The organism is Joostella atrarenae, from assembly GCF_021764745.1.
GTDB classification, from domain to species: domain Bacteria; phylum Bacteroidota; class Bacteroidia; order Flavobacteriales; family Flavobacteriaceae; genus Galbibacter; species Galbibacter atrarenae.
In genome coordinates, this window is the sequence record NZ_JAETXX010000004.1 from 220246 (window position 1) to 238111 (window position 17866).

The 17866-nt window shown below is 33.4% G+C and carries 15 protein-coding genes; 3 read left to right on the forward strand and 12 right to left on the reverse strand.

Annotation, left to right across the window (positions count from 1 at the left end):
* Positions 1-378 precede the first annotated feature (378 nt).
* Positions 379-747 carry a group III truncated hemoglobin gene (locus JM658_RS08855; RefSeq protein ID WP_236958897.1) on the forward strand — a complete coding sequence of 123 codons (369 nt, stop codon included), beginning with the start codon at positions 379-381 and terminating at the stop codon, positions 745-747.
* On the opposite strand, the gene JM658_RS08860 is transcribed toward JM658_RS08855, so the two are convergent.
* On the reverse strand, positions 736-1359 hold the full coding sequence (locus tag JM658_RS08860; protein ID WP_236958898.1) for an HPP family protein: 624 nt from the start codon (positions 1357-1359) through the stop codon (positions 736-738). The genes JM658_RS08855 and JM658_RS08860 overlap by 12 nt on opposite strands.
* A gap of 127 nt (positions 1360-1486) precedes the next feature.
* Entirely contained in the window at positions 1487-2434 is a 948-nt protein-coding gene (locus JM658_RS08865; protein ID WP_236958899.1) for an NAD-dependent epimerase/dehydratase family protein, read from the reverse strand.
* Between the two features lie 223 nt (positions 2435-2657).
* Here JM658_RS08865 and JM658_RS08870 point away from each other — a divergent pair, with 223 nt between their 5' ends.
* Positions 2658-3557 (forward strand): MerR family transcriptional regulator, encoded by a 900-nt coding sequence (locus tag JM658_RS08870; protein WP_236958900.1) that lies wholly within the window; start codon positions 2658-2660, stop codon positions 3555-3557.
* A 2-nt stretch (positions 3558-3559) separates the two neighbouring features.
* Here the strand turns inward: JM658_RS08870 and JM658_RS08875 are convergent, their stop codons facing one another.
* The 7 genes from JM658_RS08875 to JM658_RS08905 form a co-directional block, all read right to left on the reverse strand.
* Positions 3560-4120: a TlpA family protein disulfide reductase gene (locus JM658_RS08875; RefSeq protein WP_236958901.1), complete on the reverse strand. Its 561-nt coding sequence runs from the start codon at positions 4118-4120 to the stop codon at positions 3560-3562.
* 81 nt (positions 4121-4201) lie between these two features.
* Positions 4202-5092, reverse strand: coding sequence for an anti-sigma factor (locus JM658_RS08880; protein WP_236958902.1), 891 nt, complete (start codon positions 5090-5092; stop codon positions 4202-4204).
* A 57-nt stretch (positions 5093-5149) separates the two neighbouring features.
* Entirely contained in the window at positions 5150-5830 is a 681-nt protein-coding gene (locus tag JM658_RS08885; protein ID WP_236958903.1) for a Crp/Fnr family transcriptional regulator, read from the reverse strand.
* 113 nt (positions 5831-5943) lie between these two features.
* Positions 5944-8208, reverse strand: a complete 2265-nt coding sequence (locus JM658_RS08890; protein WP_236958904.1) for an aconitate hydratase — start codon at positions 8206-8208, stop codon at positions 5944-5946.
* Between the two features lie 328 nt (positions 8209-8536).
* The gene (locus tag JM658_RS08895; protein ID WP_236958905.1) at positions 8537-9490 is read right to left on the reverse strand and encodes an AAA family ATPase; all 954 of its coding nucleotides are present in this window, start codon (positions 9488-9490) and stop codon (positions 8537-8539) included.
* A 6-nt stretch (positions 9491-9496) separates the two neighbouring features.
* A complete protein-coding gene (locus tag JM658_RS08900) occupies positions 9497-10963 on the reverse strand; it encodes a peptidylprolyl isomerase (RefSeq protein WP_236958906.1) in 1467 nt (488 codons plus the stop codon).
* Between the two features lie 12 nt (positions 10964-10975).
* Positions 10976-11848 carry a peptidyl-prolyl cis-trans isomerase gene (locus tag JM658_RS08905; RefSeq protein WP_236958907.1) on the reverse strand — a complete coding sequence of 291 codons (873 nt, stop codon included), beginning with the start codon at positions 11846-11848 and terminating at the stop codon, positions 10976-10978.
* A 271-nt stretch (positions 11849-12119) separates the two neighbouring features.
* Between JM658_RS08905 and JM658_RS08910 the strand changes: the two genes are divergently transcribed.
* Positions 12120-12365 (forward strand): hypothetical protein, encoded by a 246-nt coding sequence (locus JM658_RS08910; protein ID WP_236958908.1) that lies wholly within the window; start codon positions 12120-12122, stop codon positions 12363-12365.
* A gap of 86 nt (positions 12366-12451) precedes the next feature.
* On the opposite strand, the gene guaB is transcribed toward JM658_RS08910, so the two are convergent.
* The 3 genes from guaB to JM658_RS08925 form a co-directional block, all read right to left on the reverse strand.
* Positions 12452-13924, reverse strand: coding sequence for an IMP dehydrogenase (gene guaB / locus JM658_RS08915; protein ID WP_236958909.1), 1473 nt, complete (start codon positions 13922-13924; stop codon positions 12452-12454).
* Positions 13925-14091: 167 nt separating this feature from the next.
* The gene (locus JM658_RS08920; RefSeq protein WP_236958910.1) at positions 14092-16533 is read right to left on the reverse strand and encodes a TonB-dependent receptor; all 2442 of its coding nucleotides are present in this window, start codon (positions 16531-16533) and stop codon (positions 14092-14094) included.
* Positions 16514-17863 (reverse strand): HTTM domain-containing protein, encoded by a 1350-nt coding sequence (locus JM658_RS08925; RefSeq protein WP_236958911.1) that lies wholly within the window; start codon positions 17861-17863, stop codon positions 16514-16516. Before JM658_RS08925 ends, JM658_RS08920 begins: the two co-directional genes overlap by 20 nt.
* Between the last annotated feature and the right edge of the window lie 3 nt (positions 17864-17866).

A 17866-nucleotide genomic window follows, 5' to 3' on the forward strand; every position in this document is an offset into this window, starting at 1 on the left:
ATATTAATAATTAATTAAATGTATATGTATAAAATTACGGGGGAAATAGTTGTTAGAACATGACTTTAATCATACAGTAAGAAATATATCCGTCAACGGGCATAGAACCATATTCTATCGTTAAATTACAAAAAAAATAAGTTAACTAATTGATACCTAATGATATTTAGAATCATTTTAAGTAACCTACTAAACAGTTGTCTAGATTAAATACGAACTATTTTCAATACATAGGAAATACATTCATCACTTTACTTTTACCTTGAATAATGAAGACGTACTTTTGCAGATATAAATTACATGGCACTCTAACTAAAAGATTGTGCATTTATAAAACAATCCTTAATATCAATTAATTGTCATCCTTATAAAACAAAGATGAAAAAAGATATCAGTAACATAGAAGATGTAAAACTCCTTGTCAATGATTTTTATGATAGAGTTAGAAAAGATGATTTACTAAAAGATATTTTTAATAATATCATTCAGGATAGATGGCCTATTCATCTAGAAAAAATGTACACATTTTGGGAAACTGTATTATTAGATAATCATACTTACTACGGAAGTCCATTTGCTCCACATGCAAAACTTCAAGTCTCTAAGGAACATTTTGATCGTTGGAAATCTCTTTTTTTTGCAACTATTGAAGAAAACTTCAGTGGAAAAAAGGCTGATGAAGCGAAATGGCGTGCCGAAAAAATGGCTGAAATGTTTCTCTATAAAATTGAATACCTAAGAAGCTAGCCCTACTTTTTTAAGGATTTTTTTGTTTATTATCTTCTTTTTTAACCTAAAAATACGTGTATACCGTCTGTCAGTAGGATATTGTCTGCTTGAAGTTATATTATTGAATATTAAAGCTACTAATAACAAAATAAGACAACCTGTAAGAACTGGAGAAACCACATACATATACCCAAGACTTTTAACCTTTTCAGACCCTATTACAGCAATAAGAGCTGTTGCACCTCCTGGAGGATGCAATGTTTTGGTTATTTGCATTAATACTATCGAAAGTGCTACCGCTAAAGGCGCGGTAATCCAAATGATATCTGGCATTATTTGAAATACTGTAACACCTATTAAAGCAGATATAACATGACCTCCAATTAAGTTTCTTGGTTGCGCAAATGGACTTTGTATTGATCCATATACGAGTACACTAGACGCTCCGAAAGATCCTATTAAAAATAAATTTTCATAGTCTGTTAAAGACTCACTATGAAAAAAAGCCATCAAACCTATTCCTATAAAGGCTCCAATAAAAGACCAAAAATGTTCTCTTATATCTATTAGAGTCTCTTTATAAACAACATACCTTGTTATTCTAGCGCTTCTTTTTATTTGTTTTTTCAATGCCTATATTAAATTTCCTAGTGAACTATTTTTCAAACTCACTGCAAAAATAATTCACTAGAAAATGTTAGGCTATAAATTGAAATAATCAAACAAAATCATGTAAATAGTTGATAATTAAAAAAGACTATGCCTTTTCAGCTACCATATGACTTAAAATATCTTTAGCCATTTTTTCAAGATCATAGTCATGCTGCCAATCCCAGTCTAATCTAGCTCTCGTATCGTCAATACTATCTGGCCATGAAGCCGCAATTTCTTGACGGAAATCTGGATTATATTTAATTTTAAAATCAGGATAGTATTTTAACAACACAGAATACATGTCTTTTGGACAGAAACTAACCGCAGACACATTATATGAAGAACGTACACTGATATCCTCTTTAGGAGCGTCCATAAGATTTAATGTCGCTTTAATTGCATCTGGCATATACATCATAGGCAAATACATATCTTCCTTCAAGAAACATTCAAACTCTTCATTATTTATAGCAGCTCCAAAAATCTCTACAGCATAATCTGTAGTTCCACCTCCGGCAGCAGATTTATATCCAATTAAACCAGGATACCTAATACTACGCACATCTACTCCATACTTTTCGAAGTAATAAGAACACCAACGTTCACCAGCAAGTTTTGAGATTCCATATACTGTAGTTGGATCCATAATACAATCTTGAGGTGTATTATCCATAGGTGTATTTTTCCCAAAAACAGCAATCGAAGATGGCCAATATATTTTATCTATCTTCCCTGCCTTTGCAAGCTCAAGTATATTTAGAAGACTATCCATATTTAATTTCCAAGTAAACAATGGATTCTTCTCTCCTACAGCAGACAAAATAGCTGCCAAATGGTACACTTGAGTTATTTTATATTTCTCAACAAGAGCTTCTAAACGATCGTTATCTAAAACATCTAATACTTCAAAAGTACAGTAATCAAACTTCGCTTTTGCAGCCTCGTTGATATCTGTAGCAATAATAGCATCCCCTCCGTACTTATCTGCTAAAGCTGCTGTAAGTTCAGATCCTAGTTGTCCTCCTGCTCCTGTAATTAATATTTTGACCATATATATATTTAAAAATTCTTAAAAAATAATCTTTTGAAAAGTTTAAATTTTCATTTTCGCAAATATCTTTAATTTTTAAAAGATTATCCCTACAAATAACATTTTTTTAAAGAAATAATCCACCTAAAATATGCCTAATTAGTAGGCTGATACTTTTTTACGACAAAGCTAGTCATCGAATCTATAAAATCATTACTTTTGTTTAAAGAATTTCTTATTTAGCATGAACATTGTAAAGGAAAATTTCAGTATAAAAGACCTAGAAAATCTTTCAGGTATAAAAGCTCACACCATACGTATATGGGAAAAACGCTACAACTTATTAGAGCCTGAAAGAACTGAAACTAATATTAGGTTTTACTCTCTGAAAAATTTACAAAAACTCTTAAACATAACTTCATTATATAACAACGGATATAAAATATCTAAAATTGCTAAAATTTCTGATGCTGATATTCAAATATTGGTAAGAGAAATCTCTTCTAAAAACACTAATGAAAGCCATATTTTAAATGATTTGAAAATGGCTATGATGAATTTTGATCAAGCACTTTTCTATGCTGTTTATAATAACCTTTTAGCAGAGAGATCTTTTCGTGAAGTATTTTTTGATGTATTCATTCCTTTTTTAGAAGAATTGGGAATGTTATGGCAAACGGCTACAATAACGCCCGCTCATGAGCACTTTATAACACATCTTATCAAACAGAAGATTATTATAAACACCGAAAAGCTTCAGCAAGCTAATCCAACAAATAATAGCAAGGTGTTTGTTTTATTTCTTCCTGATAATGAAATTCATGAAATTGGACTTCTTTATTTGAACTATGAAATTATGCTCCGTGGATACAAATCTATTTATCTGGGACAAACACTTCCTATTCATGGGCTTCAAAACATAGCCAATCATCATGAGAATATTATTTTCCTTTCTTATTTTACAATCAGCCCAGCAAAAGAACTAGTAGAAACTTATCTAGAAGAGTTAAATGATTGCATCAATACTGATAAAAAGCATGATATTTGGGTTCTAGGGCATCAAATCATAAACTTAGAGCTCTCTGAGAAATTTGATAACGTAACGCTGTTTCATAAAATAAATGAAGCGATAGAAAGATTATAGCACTAATCTTTTATTAGATTATCTAAAAGCTCCCTCACGCTATCACTGTTCCAATTAGCTGCTCCTTTTTCATTTATAACAATCTCACCGCTCTTATTTATAAGGTAAGAAGCCGGAATAGAGCTTGATGATAATTGTGCTGGTGCATTTGCTAAAGCGCTATAAACAGGAAAAGTATAATTATGCTTTTCAACAAAACTTGTTGTTACTTCTTGCTTCTCATTGCTTACAAACAAAAAAGTAACCTGATCACCATAATCGGTATACAATTTTTGAAAAGAAGGCATTTCTGCAATGCAAGGAGGACACCAAGTAGCCCAAAGATTAATCAATAAAATCTCCCCTTTAGCACTTTCTAAATTAAAATGCTCTCCATTCTGATTAAGCAACTTCCAATTATAGTCCTTCAGTACTTCACGACTTTCAACAGACTCAATCCCTGGTGTAAAAGCAAAAATTCTATTAACAAAAACCTTAACATGCGTACCAATAGGAGTAAATAAAATTACTAATATTAGTACTAGGAAAAGTAAATTACTAATCTTTGATTTATCTATCTTCAAAACTTATAAATTAAAAAGTGCACCTTCACAATTTATGAAAGTACACTTTTTCAGCAATGATATATTTAATATTACGTTAATTTATCTAGTTACAGATCCTGTAGGTAAACTACCTAAATTCAACCCTAAATCATGTGTAGTCGGTGCAGTCTCTGTTCCTGCAGCTCCTGCCAAAGGTTTTAAAGTAAATGGCGCAGGAGAGTTATCTGGAGAAGGCTCAACAGAAATAACAACCGTCTTCCCTCTCACATCTAAAGGAAAAGTAAAACCATCAGGTGCGTTTAAGAAAAAATCTTCACCTGGCACTGGTGGGCCAGCATTTGCCTCTGTACCACTAAAAGGGTTTCCACTATCTACAGCATCAAATTCTGTAAACGTCCCCGTACTTAAAGGGCCTTCTTCTGCTACAACCCATCCTTCATAAACCCAACCAGCTGGAAGTGTTGGTAAATCTAGTCCTGCTGCAGGAGGTGCACCAGGAATTCCGAACCAAATTCCATTTTCATCATTCCCGTTATTAGTTCCAGTTTCATCAGTTGGAGTTCTTAGGAAAAAACTACCTGTAGCTCCACTGAAGTCTCCCACAATTCCTGTTGTTAATGAGGCACTGTCATTAGAGAAATCACCCACTAATATTTTAGTATCTGCTGGAGCAGGATCAGAATCATTTGTTGGCTCTATGGAAAGAACAAATGTAGTTGCAGCGTCCAATATAGACTCTTCAATAGCAAAATCTGTCTGAGAGAGTTCTCCGTCTGCATTCACCGAAAATACTCCAGTACTCACTGGACTTCCGTTAACTATAATCCAACCTTCATACATATAATCAGCTCCAAGGTCTTCGAGGCCATCAATATTTAATGTAAGTGTATCTACATCTACACCATTATTATCGTCATCATCACTACACGATACAAACAAAAGAGATCCCACAAGCAATGCTGCCAAACCATTTCTTATAATTTTTTTCATAACATTTTGATTTAATTATTATAAGTCTAAGTTATGAATTGTAAAACCCAAGAAATGTTAGCTAGCTAACATTTCTCGATTTTTAGATAAAATAATCTCTTTTCTATCATAAACTAGCAGTCCTTCATCCTTTAAATCATTAAACAAACAATTAAGAGTAGGCCTAGAAGTTCCCAGTAAACTAGCCATATCTTTTTGTGTATAGGGATGTTTTATAATACGATTCCCTGTGTATTTACAATCATATCCGTATTCCTCTGAAAGTTCTTTTAGAAATTCTACAAGTCTAGATTTAGCATCTTTAAATAGCAGTATTGACAAGCGTCTTTCAATCTTTTTAAAACGAAGTCCTATAAACTTATATATTTTTAAGCTGAAGTGTTGATTGTCTCTCATTAAGTCCAAAATTGTATCCAAAGACAAACAACAGATACTTGTGTCGGACAATGCCATTGCGAACTCATTTCTGTTTTCTTCGCCTATAATTGCTTTTTCACCAAAAACATCTCCTTTTCCATGAATACTTTTTACAATCTCTCTTCCATCTTCTGTATAGTAACCAATTTTCACTTTTCCACTTTCTATCAGAAAGATCTTATCTGAATTATCTTTTTCAAAATATATATAATCTTCCTTAGAATATTCCTGAAAAACATGTGCCTCTTTATAATTATCAAACTTATGCGGACATAGAATATTAAAAAGATTTACGTCTATTAGTGACCATGTACATGCCATTTTGATGATTTTAAGTTACTGGTTAGTAATAAAGTCGATAAAATGATCAAGTACTTACAAAAAAAAAGCTCCCGATTTCTCGAGAGCTTTAAATATATATTCTGAATACTTACCTAAGAAGCATTTTCTTTTTTAATAAGATTCAATGCAGATCCTTCATTATACCATGCAATCTGAGAATTGTTATAAGTATGATTTAACTTAATAACATCTTTAGATCCATCTGCATGAACAATCTCTAATGTAAGAGGCTTGTCTGGCGCAAACTCATTAAGATCTAAAAAGTTGAAAGTATCATCTTCTTGAATAAGATCATAATCGTTTTCACTTGCAAAAGTCAATCCTAACATCCCTTGTTTCTTAAGGTTTGTTTCGTGAATACGAGCAAAAGATTTTACAATTACAGCGGCAACACCTAAATGTCTAGGCTCCATTGCTGCGTGCTCTCTAGAAGAACCTTCTCCATAGTTATGATCTCCAACTACTACAGAATAAACTCCTTTTGCTTTATAATCACGAGCTACATCTGGAACTCCTCCAAACTCACCTGTTAATTGATTTTTCACAAAGTTTGTTTTCTTACCAAAAGCATTCACAGCTCCGATAAGCATATTATTAGAAATGTTATCTAAATGCCCACGGTAACGTAACCAAGGTCCAGCCATAGAAATATGGTCTGTTGTACATTTACCAAAAGCTTTAATTAACAATTTAGCTCCTTTAATTTCACTTCCTATTGGCTCAAAAGGTGTTAATAACTGTAGTCTTTCTGAATCTGGACTTACAGAAACGTTAACTCCAGTACCATCAACCAAAGGCTCTACATATCCTGCATCTTCTACAGCAAATCCTTCTGGTGGTAACTCTATACCTCTAGGCTCATCTAATTTTACCTCTTCTCCATCTTCATTAAGAAGTGTGTCTGTCATCGGGTTGAAGTCTAAGCGTCCAGAAATTGCAATTGCAGCAACCATCTCTGGAGACCCTACAAAAGCGTGCGTATTTGGATTACCATCCGCACGTTTCGAGAAGTTTCTATTGAATGAATGTACAATAGTGTTTTTCTCTTCTCCTTTTAAATCACTTCTATCCCATTGACCAATACAAGGTCCACAAGCGTTTGTGAATATTGTAGCATCTAAGTCTTCAAATATTTTTAGGATTCCGTCACGGTCAGCAGTAAAACGTATTTGCTCCGAACCTGGATTAATCCCAAAATCTGACTTCGCTTTAATCTTTTTATCTACCGCTTGTTTTGCAATAGAAGCAGCTCTTGTTAGATCTTCATAAGAAGAGTTTGTACAAGATCCGATTAATCCCCAGTCAACTTTTAAAGGCCAACCATTTTCTTTAGCTTTTTCACCTAGCTGTCCAACTGGAGTAGCTAAATCTGGTGTAAAAGGTCCATTTAAATGTGGTCTTAATTCATCTAAATTGATTTCAATAACTTCATCAAAATACTGCTCAGGATTAGCATAAACTTCATCATCTCCTGTTAAGTATTCACGTACTTCATTAGCTGCATCTGCAACATCTGCTCTATCTGTAGAACGTAAATAACGCTCCATAGAATCGTCATAACCAAATGTAGAAGTTGTAGCTCCTACTTCAGCTCCCATGTTACAAATAGTACCTTTACCAGTACAAGAAAGGTTTTTTGCCCCTTCTCCAAAATATTCTATAATTGCTCCAGTTCCTCCTTTTACAGTAAGGATTCCAGCTACTTTAAGAATTACATCTTTTGCTGAAGTCCATCCGTTAAGACTTCCTGTTAATTTTACTCCAATTAGCTTAGGGAATTTTAGCTCCCATGCCATTCCTGCCATAACATCTACAGCATCAGCTCCACCAACACCAATAGCTACCATTCCTAATCCACCTGCATTTACAGTGTGAGAATCGGTACCGATCATCATTCCACCTGGGAATGCATAGTTTTCTAAAACTACTTGGTGAATAATTCCAGCTCCTGGTTTCCAGAAACCAATTCCATATTTATTAGATACTGAACCAAGAAAATCGAATACTTCATTACTTGTTTCATTTGCACGCTTTAAATCTGGTGCAGCACCTTGTTTCGCTTGGATTAAGTGATCACAATGTACCGTTGTTGGAACCGCTACTTTTGGTTTTCCAGCTTGCATAAACTGTAAAAGTGCCATTTGAGCAGTTGCATCTTGACACGCAATTCTGTCTGGTGCAAAATCAACATAATCTTTACCTCTTGTAAAAGCCTCTGTTGGTTTCCCTTCCCAAAGGTGAGAATAAAGAATTTTCTCCGATAAGGTTAGTGGCTTACCTGTTAGCTCACGAGCTTTGTCTACTCGTTCAGCCATAGTAGCATAAACCTTCTTAATCATATCAATATCAAAAGCCATATTATTTTGTATATTATTTAATTTGAAAGTCCTGCGAAAATACGAAAAACCAAAGAGTTATTAAAGTTTTTAAGAAAACATTCAGGAGTCTATCTTATTTTAGAAATAATTCATGAAAAAATAATTTTCAATAAATTTAATGTAAAATAAAATATCGTTTTTTATGATATAGTCAAAATATGAACTCTAAAAATTAGAACCCCTTAGTAAATAAATAGATTGACTACCAAAGTCGTAGTATTTTGTTAAAAAAATATATTCTATTTTATAGAAAAACCCCGCTTATCATTAAGAAATAAGCTTTTTTAAATGAAGTAAAACGATTAGATTAAAATAAGGAAGTTATGATTTTCTCAACAGACAACCCTTCAGCATCGGCCTTATAATTTCTCAAAATTCTATGTCTTAGAATTCCAGTCGCCACAGCTTGTACATCTTCTATATCTGGAGAGAATTTACCATTTACTAGCGCATGTGTTTTTGCCGCAAGAATTAAGTTCTGAGAAGCTCTAGGTCCCGCTCCCCAGTCTACATACTCATTAACCAAATCTGTAGCCAATTCTGAATTAGGTCTAGTTTTACCTACTAATCTCACTGCGTATTCCACAACATTATCTGCTACAGGAACACGGCGAATTAAATGATGTATTTCTATAATTTCTGAAGCTGAAAATAAAGGCTTCACTTTTGTAGTTACATCTATAGTTGTTGCTTTCACTACAGCGACCTCCTCTTCAAAAGAAGGATAACCAAGTTCGATGGCAAACATAAAACGATCTAATTGAGCCTCTGGCAGCGGATAAGTTCCTTCTTGCTCAATTGGATTTTGTGTTGCTAAAACAAAGTATGGTAAATTTAACTGGTATTGGTGTCCAGCTACTGTAACCGATCTTTCTTGCATTGCCTCTAAAAGTGCAGCTTGCGTTTTAGGAGGCGTACGATTAATCTCATCTGCTAAGATAATATTAGCAAAAATTGGTCCTTTAAGAAACTTAAACTCTCTATTTGTATCGAGAATTTCACTTCCTAAAATATCACTAGGCATAAGATCTGGAGTAAATTGAATCCTCTTAAAATCTAAACCTAAGGCAGTCGCAATTGTATTAACCATTAACGTTTTCGCCAACCCAGGAACACCTATCAAAAGGGCGTGCCCTCCAGAATATATCGCCAATAAAATTTCATCGACAACTTCTTCTTGCCCAATAATCACTTTTGCAATTTCTTGCTTTAAGGCTTTATGCTTCTTAACTAGGTTTTCTACAGCGGCAACGTCAGACATGGATTATTATTTCTTTAACCAATTATTAGCAAAATCACAGTCTCTACTTCCTGAAGATACACTTATGTATGTGTCTTTTATCTTCTCGTCCATCCATTTCCCAATCTCATCAAACTGCTTTTCTTTTAAAGCAAGCTCTTTAATTTTTACATAATCTTGAGAGTAATCTGCTTTATGAGATTTATATCTTTCAGCTACTTTTAATAATTTAAACTGAACTCCTGTTCTTGTTTCTTCCATTAATGGCTGAGAAATCTCATCTCCCTCTAAAGGACTAATTTGACTGTATAATGTAGGATCCATTTTGGTAAGCTCAAACTTCGTGTCAAATGTTTGTGGATTTCTTAAAACCCCACCATCAAAACGAGTTTCTTTTTCATCTGAAAAATTACGAGCAGCTTCTTCAAAAGTAAATTTCCCTTCAATAACCTTAGTTCTTATACTATCTAATTCTGCTTTAGTATCATCAATAGCTTCCTGAGATATTTCTGGACGCAGTAATATATGACGCACATCTCTTTCTTGTCCTCTTATTTTTTCAACAAAAACAATATGATATCCAAAATCAGACTTAAAAGGCTCAGATATCTCTCCTTGCTTTAAACTAAATGCAGCATCCTTAAACTCTTGAACAAATCCAGAGCTTTTGGAAATCTTATAAATTCCTCCATCTTGATTTTTTCCTGGATCTTCAGAATATAATGTTTGTTTTATAGCAAAACTAGCTCCATTCTCCTCTACATCTCTTTTATACTCATTTAATTTATCTACAACTTCCTTAACCTCTTTTTCTGAAGGCTCAGGAACTTTTACAATCTGAGAAATTTCTACCTCATCACCAAATACTGGTAATTCATCTTCAGAAAGCTTAGCATACCATTGACGAACTTCCTCTGGAGTAATTTCTATCTCTTCTACTACTTTAGCTTGCATTCTAGAAGATAATTGTTGTGCTTTTACTATTTCAAACAACTCTTCTCTAAAACTCTGCTCATCCTTTTTTCTATAGAATTTTAAAAGTTTCTCCATAGAACCAACTTGATTTACTAGGAAATCTAATTGACGATCTACTGTAGAGTTTACTTCAGCATCAGAAACAACAATACTATCTTGAATAGCTTGATGCGCATACAACTTGTCTTCCATTAATCTTCCAAGAACTTGGCAACGAGTAATATCTTTAGTGGATGCTCCTTGTGTTTCCATATCGATAAAACTCTTATCGATATCCGACTCTAAGATTACATAATCTCCAACCACGGCAGTTACACCATCAATTTTCTCACGTGTTGTATCAACAGCAGTTGTATCTACAACAGCATTTCCGTCTGCATTACCCGCTAAAGAATCATTATTCTCAGCAATTATTGCATTTGTAGTAACCGCAAGGGAGTCTGCAGTTACCTCTTGCGCTAATACAGGTGTAATTGCAAACATCAACATAAATCCTGCTACATAAATAATTTTGTTCATTGTGATTATTTTTTATTCTGTTGTCTTCTCTTTTATTTCAAATATTTCAAACTCTTTCTTGCGAGTAGCTTCATCTAAAAGATCTTTTTCAAGATTTTTTATAAACTCCAACTTTCTCTTGTTCAAAATAATTTTCTTTACTGTTGGCTCTACATATTCTAAAGGAGCCATTTCAGTGCGATTAAGCACTTCATTTACAGCGACCAAATATACTCCTAAAGAATCGGAAAGCTCAAAAAAATGTTCTTTTTTTAAGTATGAATCTTTATTATCAGTATTAATTTGTGGAATTTTTTGTACTACTGAAGATGATTTTACCCAAATAGAATCATTAAATGTATAAGCCTTAAATTTTATTGCTGAATTTTTTAAGTATTCTTTATCCTCCTTGTCAAACCTTTGGAAAGCCTCTTTTGCATGATCAAGATCTGCATACCCACTTGGTAAATTTATATATCTTAATTTCACCAAATCTTCATTAAGCTTAAAATTTATCTTATGCTCTTCATAAAAATATTGTAATTCCTCTTGACTTACTGTAGTATCCATAGATTTAGCAATAAGCCCCTCCTTATAAGCATTTATAAAAAGATCAGCTCGGTATTGCTTTATTAAATCTTCAAATTCTGATTGTTTATCTTCTGAAAGATTAATTTTAGCTTTCTCTAAAAGTATTTGTTGCTGTGCCCAACTTTGAATATAGTTATTCACGACAATCAAACTATCTTCTCTGGATATATTACTATTTAAAATCTTCTTTATATCTGATTTTAAAAGATAGTTATCTCCAACTTTTGCTACAGCTTCTTCTACAGGCTCTGTTTTAAAATAACTACAGGAAACCAGTAGCATTACTGTAAATACACTTATAAATATTTTTTGCATTCTTGATTTAATTCTTAAAGCAAAGTCTTTAATTCGAACAAAAATAATAATTAGCCTATATGAATCAAGCATTTTAACAACACTATAAGATAGTTTACAATAATTCCTCGAAACATAAAGTCAATCATACTGATAACTCTTCCTCTTAAATAAACCCAAAAGAATATATACTTTTCGACATGCATACCCATCGATTCTGAAAATTAAAAACGAAGAAGATTAAGGCTAAATCGTGGTTATTAATAAATATATTTACAAAAAATTTCTCCTCATGCAATTATTAAAACTCATTTGGGATTTTAGAAGTCCTACAGCACACGATACTGCAAAACATTATGAAATACATTTAAAAGAGTTTATGGCAATAGATAAGATTCCTTATTTAAAAGCTGGTGTAGAAGTTATTGTACCCGAAGAGCACGCTATAGCCTTTATTATTGTAGACCAAGAACATATGAAACCCGTAAGAGACGCCTTAAAACCGCATCGAGGACTTTACTATAAAGAGGAAGAATAACAAGTTTTATTTCTGAAGAATTCAAAAAAAGAGAGGCTTTGTTTAACAACAAAAGCCTCTCTTTTTTATATCAACTAACTAAAGTACTAACGACTATAATTAGGAGCTTCATTTGTAATTGTTACATCATGAGGGTGGCTCTCATGAATCCCACTAGAAGTAATCTTAACAAAGCGTCCATTCTCTTTTAAATCTTCTATGCTTCCTGCTCCACAATATCCCATTCCCGCACGAAGACCTCCAATAAATTGGTGCATACTTTCGTACAACTCTCCTTTATATGGAACACGTCCTACAATTCCTTCTGGAACTAATTTCTTAAGATCATCTTCAACATCTTGGAAATAACGATCTTTACTACCATGTTGCATGGCTTCAACAGACCCCATTCCTCTATATGATTTGTATTTTCTTCCGTCGTAAATAATAGTTTCCCCTGGAGACTCTTTTGTTCCTGCAAGAAGAGAACCTAACATCACACAGTCTGCACCAGCTGCAATAGCCTTAGGAATATCTCCTGTATATCTAATTCCACCATCAGCAATTACAGGAACTCCTGTTCCTTTTAAAGCTGCTGCTACTTCTAAAACTGCAGAGAATTGTGGAAAACCTACTCCTGCCACAACACGAGTTGTACAAATAGAACCAGGACCAATTCCTACTTTTACAGCATCTGCTCCATTCTCCACAAGATATTTAGCTGCCTCAGGAGTTGCAATATTCCCTACTACAACCTCTAAATCTGGGAATTCAGTTTTTACTTGCTGTAAAATAGTAACTACTCCTCTTGTATGTCCGTGAGCAGTATCTATAACTACTGCATCTACTCCTGCGTAAACTAAAGCTTTTGCTCTATCTAAAGCATCTCCAGTAACACCAATAGCTGCAGCAACACGTAAACGCCCAAAAACATCTTTATTTGCAATAGGTTTTTGAGTAAGCTTAGTAATATCTCTAAAAGTGATTAAACCAATAAGTTTATTATCTTCTGATACTACAGGAAGTTTTTCAATTTTGTGCTTTTGTAAAATTTCTTCAGCATCAGCTAAAGAAGTTCCTTCTGCTGCCGTTACTAAGTTTCCAGTTGTCATCACCTCTATAATTGGGCGAGAACTTTCTTTTTCGAAACGTAGATCACGATTCGTTACAATTCCTTTTAAGAATCCATTATCATCTACCACTGGAATCCCTCCGATACTATGCTCACGCATACTATTTTTAGCATCCTCAACATTTGCAGTTAATGGCAAAGTCACAGGATCGATAATCATACCACTTTCGGCACGTTTTACCTTCCTTACTTTTAAAGCTTGCTGCTCGATAGACATGTTTTTATGCAAAACACCGATTCCACCTTCTCTAGCAATAGCAATAGCCATTCTGCTTTCGGTAACAGTATCCATTGCCGCAGAGACAATAGGAACATTAATCGTAATATTTCTTGTAAATTTTGTTTGTATGCTTACTTCACGCGGTAAAACCTCTGAGTAATTCGGAACGAGTAGGACATCGTCGTATGTTAAACCTTCACCAACAAACTTTGAATTGTGAGCTTCCATATTGCAACTTATAGTTTAGTTGCACGCAAATATACTGCTTTTTTTAGGAAGTATATGCCTGTTTTTTATTTTATGAATATCTTAACTCTATTTTTAAATTAATAGAAAATTTTAAGTCAAAAGACTACTAAAAACGGCTGTATTTAAATCAATTTGTTATTATAAGATTACCATTTAAACTGTAATGTTGTATACCATGTAATAGGTTCTGCAGGTAAAATTCCTGGGCCAGGGTATCCAGTTGCTCTTCGTGTAAAATAACTATTATCTAAAAGATTATTAACTCCTGTTTCTATTTTCCATTTTCTAAATGTATAGGCCAAAGAAAGATCCAAAATATCATACGAAGGAATCTCCCCAATTATTCCCGATGAACTACTAAAATCTCTAGGTGCATTTGTTGCATCTGTGTATTGACTAGACAAATATGTGTATTGTAAGTTCCCTTGGAAATTTTTATAACCAAATTTAATTCCCGTTTTTAAATTTACATGAGGTACAAACTCAACTTCTTTACCTTTTACATTTTCCTCTTCTGAATTTATATATTCAGAATTTGTAAATGCAGTATTTGCAAACACACTCAACTGCCAGTTATTATAATCTTGAAAAAAAGTGGACATAAGATTCCATTCTGCAAAAGTCTCTACACCATAAATAACTGCATCCCCTATATTGCCTCTAAATCTTTTCTCTTCAATATCACTTATCTTTCTGCTAATAACTCCAATTCTGTTGTTGTATGATAAAAAATAAGCACTAACATCGTAAGTAATAATATCTGAAAGTTTTCCCCTTACTCCTAAATCGGCTGTATAACCATCTTCATCTGTTATATCAGGATCCACAGTAAATGATGGATTTACCACCCGAATATCATTATAGGTAACAGAACGATAATTTTGAGATATATTACCGTACAACTCCAAAGAAGCGTCATGTTTATAACTTAAACCAAGTCCTAACAGCACAAAAGAACGATCGAACAACCTATTATCTTCCAATTCTTCATTAAGAATAGGATTCCCTGCTAGGTCAAGAATTATATTCTTGTAAGTCCCTTCGCTTTCTGTTTTTATATATTCGAATCGAAACCCTGGGGTTACAGAAAACCCCTTTACTATATTAAATACATTCTCTCCAAAGACCGCAATATTACGATTTGGAAATGTAAAATCTGACTGCCTAGGATAGTTTGGAAATTCGTCAGAATAAAATTTAAAATCCGCATCACTTCCATCACTTCCTGGCCCCTGCATTTCAGAATTATTTGCTTGGTAATATTTAGAGCCTATTAGGAAAACGGCATCCCTTTTTGCTATCTTGTAACGATGTAACAATCTAGCTTCTGCACCCCAATTTTTAAAATCTCCAGAAATAAAATCTCTAGGTGTATTCCCTTCATCTACTTGATCCACCCTATTTTCTCTAAAACCTAGAGCATCTCTTGTAGCATCTAATCCAAATACATTTAAACTAAAGTCGGTTTTTGAAGAAAACTGATGCTCAAACAACAATGAATACAAACGCCAATCTACCTGAAACCAGTTTCTATATCTATTACTATAAGTAGGATCCTCTTCAAATTGTGCGTCTGTAAGCCCACCTGGTTGCTTTGCTAAGTAATTTAATAATGTAGTTTCAAAACTCAGCTTTGTATTCTCTGTGAAATTGTACCCTAAATGGACATAAAAGTTTCTAGAATTAAATTCAGAATTCGGTCTAAACCCTCCCCCTTGTTTGTAATTAAAATGGGTATAGTATTCTAATTTCCCTACCGTACCACTTAAACTATTAAAGCTAGTAAAAAGATCATAAGAACCTAGTGTCTGTCTACTTACCCACTCTAATTCTTTATTTGGATTAGGTTTTTTCATTTTGAAATTCACAAGTCCTCCAAATTGAGTCCCATATTGTAGAGAAGCAGCTCCTCTCACCACTTGTATTTCACTCAAAGCTTCCGCAGGAGGTGTATAATAACTTTCTGGATATCCTAAAACATCTGCACTAATATCGTATCCATTCTGCCTTGTGTTAAAGTTTGCTGTTCTATTAGGATCTAAACCACGACCTCCAATATTCAATTGTAAACCTGCGTCACCGTTTTCATAGATATTAAGACCAACAACCTGAGAGTAGATTTGCCTTGGATTATTCGCAGCTGTATTTCCTACAATCTGCTCCATATCCACTACTTCACTTTTCTTCCCTGCATAGATAGCAGTCCCTTCAACATCACGCAATTTTTTAAGAGCAAACACCTTTTCCTTTTGCCTAGTTATAACAACCTCAGAAAGTTTTTCGTTAAGCGCTTGTAGTGTATAGTCTTTACTTAGATCACCATTTACTAACACTGTGTCTTCAATAATTTGAAATTCATAAGAAAAAACAGTTATAACATGAGTCCCTTCTTTTAAATTATTTAACTGATAAATACCATCACTATCGGTTTGCACTAACTGCCCCGATTGAGAATCGTATATTTCTACTCCAGCTATTGGGTTGTTTGTTTCTGAAGATTTCACAACTCCACTTACACTATGTTGTGCGAACAACGTAGTTAAACTAAATAAAAAAAATAATGTTACTTTAAAGTCCTTTAATGTCATCTTTGAAAGGTAATATCCAGTCTTTATGCTGGAATGATTCTTTTTCTTTTAATAAATTGGTTTTATTATCTACAAACCTCGTACTTCTTCTACCGTTAAGTGTTACAAAACTATCTACGTAAATTTCTAGATTCTCGTGGCCTTGTTTAGCAAAATGAGAACCTAAATAATGCGCGTATTCTAGTATGAAATCGGCTTGTGCAGCCATCTCTTTTTCCTGAAAGGGAGTTAAAAAATCGGCGTTATCTACATAAAACCACTTTCCTGTTTTGCTATTTACAATTTTAAATTGTGCATATCCTGTTTTTTCAATTAACATTACCCTCCAAGAAAAACGGAACCCCTCTTCTGTCCAAAACAACTCTCCTGGATAAGCTAAATAACGCCATGGTATTAATAATTGTATAAAAAAGAAAACAGCCAGCATAGGTACTAAAATCTTTTTAACCTTATACACAGGGTACAACTCTCTTTTTTCTGAAGTATTAAAGTGAAATACTCTTCTTAAAAATTCTAAAATTTTTATATGAAAACTAGCATCAAAAAAAACTAAAGCACTTACTATCATAATAAAAGGAAACATTCCAATAGGAAATAAAATCCTTGTTAATACATGAAAAAACACAACTGCAAAAAATGCATAAGGCCTCGTTTTTTTATTCAACAATAAAAAAGGAATGGAGAGATCGTATGCAGCTCCACTCCAGCTAAGGAAATAATGCATCCACTCTTGCTGTAGCAAACTTCCTATTAATGGCAAGTCATATTGAGTAGGAAGCCATATTTTTAAAGGCATTGCCTTAAAAAGCCAATCGCTATTTAACTTTGCTAAACCAGCATAAAAGTACACTATTCCTAGGAGCAATTTTATACTATCTATAGTCCATTTCGGTATTTTATAATAAGCTCCATCGTTTTTTGCATCAACAGAAAAATAAGCATTAGCTGGCAGAAAAATCATTAAAAAACTAAGTAATGATATAAAGTAGTAATGATTTAAATAAGTAGTTTTATCCATTAACTCTATATACGTAAAGCTAATAAAAAACACGATTGTAGAAAGACGATACTTATAGCCCACAGCAATTCCAATTGCAGAAACCGCACAAATAATAAATATTAAATACGTATAAATTCCTAATGGTTTAACCCACTCGAAACCATAGTAAGAAAAGAAAAAATTTGGTTCTACATAAAGCTGATCTATCCAACCTCTTAAAGCAAAACGTACAATACTCAAAAACATCATTATACCAAAAAAAATACGAAAGACCGCCAATGGGGCGGCCTCCGTGTAAGTATTTAAATAATGTTTTATATAGTTATTCATTTC